This window comes from Intrasporangium sp., assembly GCF_030452765.1.
GTDB lineage: Bacteria > Actinomycetota > Actinomycetes > Actinomycetales > Dermatophilaceae > Intrasporangium_A.
Genome location: NZ_JAKDLO010000214.1, coordinates 1 through 6643, shown reverse-complemented (window position 1 = coordinate 6643; position 6643 = coordinate 1). Strand labels below are relative to the sequence as shown.

Sequence of the window (6643 nt, the reverse complement as noted above, 5' to 3'; positions counted from 1 at the left end):
CCGGCCCGGGGCGGACCACCCCCCTCCGTACCCGCGTGCCCCGCCGGTATGCCGCTCAGCGGGCGAGTGCACGCCCGCTGAGCGGCATACGGGACGGGCTGCTGCTCAGTCCTGTGGCGAGGGGTTGGCGATGCGGCCCCAGGTCGACTTGTTGCCCCAGATGTTCTGTCGCAGGCCCTCGAGCTGCAGGACCTGGGAGTGGTCGACGAAGAGGTTGACCTCGTTGCCGTAGTTCTTGACGTACCACTCGAAGACGGGCGGGTCGGCTGCCTCGAACATGACGTTGCGGGCGCCGAGCCCGTTCATGATCGACGCCGCAGCCGAGGTGTTCCACTCGGCGACGTTCTCGGTGATCCCCTCGGACTCGATCATGATGATCGAGGCGCCGGCGTCCAGGGCCCGCTGGCCCCGGTCGATGAGGTCGCCGATGTCCTTCTTCGTCTCGGCGGCGAGCTCGGCGACACCGGAGTCGCCACCCGACCCGATCTGGATGCCGAGCTCGGGCTTGGCCTTCAGGCCCGCCCCGGTCACCTGCTCGACGAGCCGGAGCAGCCCGCTCGTGGGGATGGAGATGAAGCCGGTCGAGATCTCGATGACGTCGAAGCCGACCTCCTTGGCCTCCTTCAGGTAGTGCTCGACGGCGTCCGGGCCGTAGCGCAGCACCGTCTCGAGCCAGCCGCCGGAGGAGATGTAGGCGTCGTGCTCGTGGGCTAGGTCGCTGAACGCCCGGACCTGCTCACGAGGCAGCAGGGCGAAGGACCCGCCGGCCCACTTGACCCCGTCGACCCACCGGCCGGCCACCTCGAGCACGTCGGCCAGGTGCCGGGTGCCGTAGGTGGAGTAGTACGGACCACGCACCTCGGTCAGGCCGAACGTGCGCGGCTTGTCCGGCCGGTAGGCGCGGGGGATGAACTCGAAGCTGGTGGGTGTCGTGGTCGTCCTGTTCTTCATGGACTACCCCTCTCGTGGTGGTGTTCGTCGGGATCTCCAACGTTGTCGGCCGCGCGCCTCGGTCGGGCGGTCACGGCGGTGGTCTGTGGTGGGTCCTGCTCACGCGGTGCGCTCGGTCGGCACCTTCGCGAGCAGCGTGGTCAGCGCGGCGACCGGGTGCTCGGGCAGGCCCCGGACCGCGTCGGCGATGGCCGCGGCCAGCTCGGGTCCGGTGAACGGGACGACGAGCCGGGTGTACTTCTGCATGGCACTTTCCCAGTCGAGCGGGTCGCTGCGCGATCCCTGGTAGGAGGACGCCGACGCCGTCAGCGTCGTGTCGTCGTCGAGCTCGACCTCGACCCGGCTCGGCATCTCCTGCGGGAACCGGGCGGTGAAGCCGTCGTCCGGCGTGATCTCGAGGCGCTGCATCAGAGACTGGACGTCGTCGGCGGTGATCCGGCCTTGGGCGAACTGGGCCGGCTCGACGACCCCGTCGAGCAGCGCGACCGCGACGAGGTAGGGCAGCGAGTGGTCGGCCTCCTCCTTGGTGCCGATGGAGCGCTTGTCGCCCTCCTCACCCCCGCCGATGATGTCGTAGGCGACCTGGAAGGTGCTCACCCGGACCTGCCGGATGCGGGCCGGGTCGAAGCCGGGCCGGTCGGCGATCTCGATCGCGGCCTCGAGCGCGGTCTGCGAGTGGATCTCGGCGTTGTGCTTCTTGACGATCGTGCGGGTGACGCCCTCGAGGTCCTCGGCGGACCAGTCGATCTCGAAGTCGCCGGCGATGGTCTGCTTGAAGCCCTTGTTGCCCTCGAAGACCTGCCGCGGGCCGGTGATCCCGGCGCGGGCGAGCAGGGCCGCGTGCACGCCCTCCTTGGCCACCTGCGGGTAGGCCAGGCCCTTCCAGTGCGACAGGTCACCGGTCCGGGTCACGCGCAGGGCGTTGTTCGCGGTCCCGGAGATCGCGATGGCGTTGGCGGTCTGGTCTGCGGAGAGACCGAGCGCGCGGGCGACACCGGCGGGGACGGCATACGCGCCCTGGACGGTGTGGTCGAAGCCTCTTGCCCGCACCGGGGCGAGCTCCGACAGGCGGGTCTGCACCTGGTAGGCGACAGCGAGCGCGGTGAGGAAGTCCCGGCCCGAGGCTGCGACGCTCTCGGCGGCGGCGAGCACCGCGCCGAGGTTGTCGGACGGGTGGCACGTCTCGCCGGGGGCGAGATAGCTGTCCATGAAGTCGAGGTAGCGGGACAGGGCGGTGTTGTAGAACGCGGCCCGGTCCGGTGGGGCGGCTCCTCCCCCGATGAGGGTCGCTGATCCGGTGCCCCCGAGCTGCTGCGTCAGGGCGCGGACCGCGCGGGTGGGCTCGGCGTCCAGGGCGGCGATCGCCACCCCGATCGTGTCGAGCACCCGGATGGCGAGCTGTTCGCTCGCCGCCCTGCTGAGCTGGGCCCAGTCGGTTCCAACGACGTAATCGGCGAGCCGGTCGACCTCGGTCATTGCCATGCCTCCCCTTCTATGGGCGGCAACCGGGGCGCGATCCGTGCTATTCCGGGCTGTCCAGTCCGTGACACGGCTGGGGGCGGCTGCCCTGCCCGTCGGCAGGGCGAGATGCGCCGACCGGACCCGGTCCGCACGCAAGGATCCGTACGGAAGAACACAACAAGTGTTTGCGCAAGCCCTCGGCTCGTGCTCAGGGACGGGTGGAGGGTGGGACTTGTTGTGTCCGGGCGCCCGCTGCGCCCATCCCCGTCCTCGCAGGCTCGCGGGCTCGCGGGCTTGTGGGCTCGCGGGCCACTCGAGAAGGGGACGTCAGCTCTCGTAGACGTGCGGCGCGAGCGTGCCGACGCAGCGCAGGTTGCGGTACTTCTCCGCGTAGTCGAGCCCGTAGCCGACGACGAACTCGTTCGGGATGTCGAAACCGACGTACTTGACCGGGATGTCGACCTTGACCACGTCGGGCTTGCGCAGCAGGGTGCAGATCTCGACGGAGGCCGGCTTGCGCGACTCGAGGTTGGCCCGGATCCACGAAAGGGTCAGACCCGAGTCGATGATGTCCTCGACGATGAGGACGTCCTTGTCGGTGATGTCGGCGTCGAGGTCCTTGAGGATCCGGACCACGCCGGAGCTCTTCGTGCCCGAGCCGTAGGACGAGACGGCCATCCAGTCCATCGGGGCGGTGCCCGGCAACGCCCGCATCAGGTCGGCCATGACGACGACGGCCCCCTTGAGCACGCCGACCAGCAGGAGGTCCTTGCCCTCGTAGTCGCGCCAGATCTGCTCGGCCAGCTCCGCGAGCCGGGCCTGGATCTGCTCCTCGGTCAGCAGGACCGTGGCAAGGTCGCCTCCCATGTGCTCGCGGTCCACTGACGGCTCCTCAGGTATGGCGGGGGCTGCCGGCTCCCGTGCGTGCGGGTCGGCCAGCCCATTCAACCGCACTGGCCGTGGGTGCGGCGGTCGGCGCAGCCTCAGTCAGCGCCAGGGGTTGCGTCAGTGGTCGGCGACGGCGATCGGGCTGAACCGGATGGAGCCGTTGTCACGTGCCACGGCGATGCCGCCGGGCACGTGCAGCGGTCCCTGCCCGTGCCAGGAGGTCAGCAGCGCGTCGAGCGACTCGACGTGGGCCGCAGAGACGTCGGCGATCGGTGCTCCGGCCTCGGAGGCGAGGATGCGCCAGACCCGGGTGCGGATCGCCCGGGGCAGGGCGGCCAGCGCGCCGAGGGCGACTCCGGGGGGACCGGGTGCGTTCGGCAGTCCGCCCCGGGCCCGACGGGCCAGCTCCTCGAGGTGGTCGGCGTCCTCACGGAGCAGGTCCGCGGACCGGGCGAGAGCCGCCGCGAAGCCCGGCCCGAGCTCGGCCTCGAGGATCTGCAGGACCTTGCGGGCCCGTACCCGGCGGAAGGTCTCGTCGCCGTTGTGCGGGTCCTCCCAAGCCTCGATCCCGTGGGCGAGGCAGACGGCGTGGGTGGTGGCCCGTGGCAGGGCAAGGAAGGGCCGCACGATCCGGCCCCGCCGCACCGGCATACCGGACAGCGAGCGGGCTCCGGAGCCGCGCGCGAGCCCGAGCAGGACCTGTTCGGCCTGGTCGTCGCGGGTGTGCCCGACGAGGATCAGCGCGGCACCGAGCCGGTCGGCGGCCGCCTCGAGCACGGCGTAGCGGGCGGACCGGGCGTCGGCCTCGGGCCCCGCCGCGGTCGTCGGCACATCGGCGGCCTCGACCTCGACGGGCCCGAGGCCCAGCTGGCGGCAGGTCGCCGCCGCGCGGTGCGCGACGGTGCTCGACGCGTCCTGCAACTGGTGGTCGACGATGACGGCTCCGCCGCGCATGCCGGCGTACGGGGCCTCGAAGGCGAGCGCGGCCGCGAGTGCCATCGAGTCGGTGCCGCCGGAGACGGCGGCGATGACGAGGGAGCCCTCGGGCACGTCCTTGAGATGCTCGCGCACGGCGAGCCGGGCTGCCGCGACGGCGGGGTCTGGTCCGGTCACATCAACCTCCTCAGACGTGTACCCGCCGCACCCAGGCGGCCGGGTCGAGGATCTCGGGGGCGCGCGGGAGGCTCTGCGGGGCGGCCCATACCTGCGCCAGTCCGTCGCGGCCGACCGCGTCCATGACGGCACGCACGAAGCCGGCGCCGTCGCGGTACTGCCGCATCTTGGCCTCGAGGCCGAGCAGCTTGCGCAGCAGCCGGTCGATGCCGACCGAGCTCATCCGGCGGCGGTCGAACTTCGCCCGGATCTCGGCCACGGACGGGATGACGCGCGGGCCGACGTCGTCCATGATGACGTCGGCGTGCCCCTCGAGCAGGGACATGATCGCGGTGAGGTCGGCGATCCTCGCGCGCTGCTCGTCGGTCGCGAAGAGCTGGCCCAGCCCCTCCCCCGACCGGATCAGCTCGGGTAGCCGCGTCGCGATCTGCTGGAGCCGGGCTCCGATGTCCTCAGGGGTCGGCGCGAGGTCGACGGCCAGCTCCTGGGACTGGGTGACCAGGTGCTCGCGCAGCCAGGGCACCGCGGTGAACTGCACCCGGTGGGTCTCCTCGTGCATGGCGACCCAGCGCCGGAAGTCGTGCGGGTCGACCTCGAGCTGCCGTTCGACCTGCACGATGTTGGGTGCGACGAGGAGCAGCCGTGGCGTGCCGCCGGGCGCGAGGTCGTACTGCCCGAGGATCTTGCTCGACAGGAAGGCGAGCAGACCCCCGATCTCGGCGCCGGTCACCTTGCCGCCGATCGCGGCGGCGGTGGCGCCCAGGTCGACCTTGCGCGAGGCCGCGAGCTTGTCGACGACCGGGGTCAGCATCGCCTCGAAGGAGTCGACATTCGCCCTGATCCAGCCTGCCCGGTCGACCACGAGCGGGGGCGGCGCCGCGTCGGGGGCGCGCATCCCGGAGGTCTCGGCGACCGGATCGACGGCCTCGGCCGCCGCGGCCCGCAGGTCGGCGACGATCTGCGCCGCCTCCTCGAAGCTGACCTGTGGCCCGGCCTTCGTGATGACCTGTCCCGTGCGCTTGGCGAACTCGTAGTCGACGTATGCCGCCCCGCCAGTCTTCGCCGGGAGCCTGGTCGATTCGCTCATGCTGAGTCTCTCGCCCGTCTCTTGTCGGTCATCTCTTGTCGGTCTGGTCCTCGGGCCCGCCCGATCGCTGGGCCGTCACCCGAACCAACGCCGTGCGCTGGTTGTTCGTTCCCCCGGGGACCTTACCCCCGCACGCCCGTCGGGAACCGTCACATGCCCCTCGCGCGGGCATGACCTCCCGGTCGAGCTGGCAGCACCGCCCGGTCGAGCGGTCAGCGGCAGTCGCACGCGGCGAGGGTGGTCACGAACCGGTCGAGTGCCGAGCGGGCCCGGTCGGTCGGGGCCTTGGCCACCAGCCCGGCGTAGACGAGCAGGTGACCGTCCTCGTCGACGACACTGCCGGCAAGGGCGTTCGCGCCGGTGAGCGTGCCGGTCTTGGCGCGGACCCGGCCGGCCGCGTCATGCCCGGCACCGGAGTCATACCGGTCCTCCAGGGTGCCGGTGAGGCCGGCGATCGGCATGCCCGCGAGGGCGAGCCGAAGGGACGGGTGTCTGCCGCCGTAGGCCGTCGCGAGCAGGTCGGTCAGCAACAGTGCGGTGACCCGGTTCTGCCGGGACAGGCCGCTCGCGTCGCGCAGGATCACGCCCTCGACGTCGATCCCCAGCGCCGCGACCCGACTCACGACCCAGGCCCCGACCTGCGCGAAGGAGGTCTTCGCCCCCGATCGGTAGGCCGCCTGCCGGGCGAGGATCTCGATGAGCGCATTGTCCGACTCGGTCAGCGCGAGTGCGAGCTGGTCGAGGACCGGTGCCGAGTCAACCGACCCGAGGACGGGGGCGTCGGCGACGGCCCTGGCCTCTCGGCTCGCTGCCTTGCGTGCGGCGACGCCGTGCTCGGCGAGTCGGGCCACGAACGCATCGAGGGTGCTCGCGACCGGGTCCGCCGGCCCGGGACGCCCCGGCCGGGCTCGCTGGTCGGAGCGACCGAGCATGGCCACCGTCCCGGTGATCCCCTCGGGTCGGAACGAGCCGGACCAGGTCGGGGCCGTGAGCGGCCCCGGGGCGTAGGACAGGTCGACCGAGACGGTGACCTTCCTCGTGCCTGCTGTCCGCAGGGCGTCGGCGCCCCGCGTTGGCACGTAGCCGAGACCCCCCGGGCCCGCCCCCCCGACACCGGCCCCCATGGCCCGCGCGGGCCGTGGG

The 6643-nt window shown here is 72.0% G+C and carries 6 protein-coding genes; all 6 read right to left on the bottom strand.

Translation table 11 applies throughout. The annotated features are described in order from the left end of the window. Positions 1-105 precede the first annotated feature (105 nt). Positions 106-951 (bottom strand): phosphosulfolactate synthase, encoded by an 846-nt coding sequence (locus tag L0H79_RS19545; protein ID WP_301486314.1) that lies wholly within the window; start codon positions 949-951, stop codon positions 106-108. 99 nt (positions 952-1050) lie between these two features. Further along, complete coding sequence (locus L0H79_RS19540) at positions 1051-2433, bottom strand: MmgE/PrpD family protein (protein WP_301486313.1); 1383 nt, start codon at positions 2431-2433, stop codon at positions 1051-1053. Positions 2434-2739: 306 nt separating this feature from the next. Further along, positions 2740-3294, bottom strand: a complete 555-nt coding sequence (gene hpt, locus L0H79_RS19535; protein WP_301486312.1) for a hypoxanthine phosphoribosyltransferase — start codon at positions 3292-3294, stop codon at positions 2740-2742. A 123-nt stretch (positions 3295-3417) separates the two neighbouring features. Further along, on the bottom strand, positions 3418-4413 hold the full coding sequence (gene tilS, locus L0H79_RS19530; RefSeq protein ID WP_301486311.1) for a tRNA lysidine(34) synthetase TilS: 996 nt from the start codon (positions 4411-4413) through the stop codon (positions 3418-3420). Between the two features lie 10 nt (positions 4414-4423). Then, positions 4424-5500, bottom strand: coding sequence for a zinc-dependent metalloprotease (locus tag L0H79_RS19525; RefSeq protein ID WP_301486310.1), 1077 nt, complete (start codon positions 5498-5500; stop codon positions 4424-4426). 212 nt (positions 5501-5712) lie between these two features. Further along, on the bottom strand, positions 5713-6643 hold a 931-nt coding region (dacB, locus tag L0H79_RS19520; RefSeq protein WP_301486309.1), incomplete at its 5' end, for a D-alanyl-D-alanine carboxypeptidase/D-alanyl-D-alanine-endopeptidase.